The organism is Winogradskyella litoriviva, from assembly GCF_013249065.1.
Lineage (GTDB): Bacteria > Bacteroidota > Bacteroidia > Flavobacteriales > Flavobacteriaceae > Winogradskyella > Winogradskyella litoriviva.
In genome coordinates this window covers 1-1,563 of the sequence record NZ_JABRWQ010000026.1, presented here as the reverse complement: position 1 = coordinate 1,563, position 1,563 = coordinate 1, and the positions used below count along the sequence as shown (strand labels likewise).

Below are 1,563 nucleotides of genomic sequence, written 5' to 3'. Positions count from 1 at the left end.
ATAATGATGGAATAGCAGATGGTACTCCAGACTTGAATGGTGTTCCGAGTAGTGCTTCGGGAGGTATTACACCAATTGACACTTTGAGTGATGGAATTTACGATTTTCAAAATACAGATAGTGATGGTGATGGATGTAGTGATGCTAATGAAGCTTATGGTGATGCAAATGCAGATGGAGGTGATGGCGGACAGTATGGTGCAGGCACACCAACTACAATAAATCCTGCAAATGGTATAGTAATAACACAAACAGGAATAGATTACACTACAGGAACGAATGCAGCAGTTACTGATGGTGACTTTACTTTAAGCGTTTGTTATGTTGACCCTTGTGATCCTATTGCTTCAGGAAATACAGATACAGATAATGATAATATTAGTGATGTATGTGACGTCGATGATGATAATGATGGTATTTTAGATTCTGTTGAATGTAATCTAAGTGAAGTTGACTTCGGAAGTCTTGGAACTGCTGTCGGAACTAGGTTAGATCCAGGTGATCCTGATGCAACATTTACTAATTACGTTACCGGTGATCCTTTAAATAGAACGATAACAGTTTCTGCGCCAATAGCAGCTAATGGTAGTCCAACGAATTTCTTTGTTGGATCAGAGTCAAACAATATATTAAGGTTTGAAGATAATAGCGGACATACATCTGGGACATCTTATCAGTCTTTAATTTCATTTAATTTACCGTCTATTCCTTATTTTACTGCAGGTGCAGTATTAGGTCAATCTAATATAAATCAGTGGGATAGCTTAACTTTTACAGCTGTTAATGAAAGTCCAACAGCAAATGTTTGGGCTGTGGTTTCTTCATCTGATGCGGATATCACTGTAAACGGAAATAGCATTACTATATCTGGTGGTGCTTCAGCAGGTTCAGCTGGTTCAGGCCCATTTGTAGAATTTCAAATTGTTTCGAATGTTGCTTTAGATGAAGTGCTTGTAGAACATACAAATTTAGCATCTGGTCCAAGCATCAATTCAGGTAGATTTAGTGTTCAATTGTGTGAAGATACTGACGGAGATGGCGTACAAGATACTCTTGACTTAGATTCAGATAATGACGGAATTTATGATGTAGATGAAGTAGGAGGAACAGATGCTAATAATGATGGTTTGGCAGATGGAACGGTGAGTGCCAGCGGAGTGCCAGCAACAGCAGGAGCAGGTATTACACCAATAGACACATTAGGTGATGGAAGTTTCGATTTCCAAAATACAGATAGTGATGGAGATGGATGTAGTGATGCTAATGAGGCTTATAACGATGGAGAGGCAGATGGTAATGATGGCGGGCAGTTTGGAGCTATAGATCCAGCAACTGTAAACCTATCTAATGGATTGGTTACAGAAACAGGTATAAATTATCTTTTAGGAACTAATACAGCTGTAACTGATTCAAGCGATTCATCATCATGTTTAATAGAGTTAACGGTTACAAAAACAATCACGACATCAGGAAGTGCTTTAAATGATGTGATAGCATATGACATTATTGTAACGAACACCGGAAACGTTACTGTTACAGATATCGAGATAACAGATGCCAATG

1 protein-coding gene is annotated in these 1,563 nt (G+C 38.5%); it reads left to right on the top strand.

The features are described 5' to 3' along the window. Positions 1–1,563, top strand: a 1,563-nt coding sequence (locus HNV10_RS17070) for a DUF7507 domain-containing protein (RefSeq protein ID WP_173302673.1), incomplete at both ends; no start/stop codon positions are given.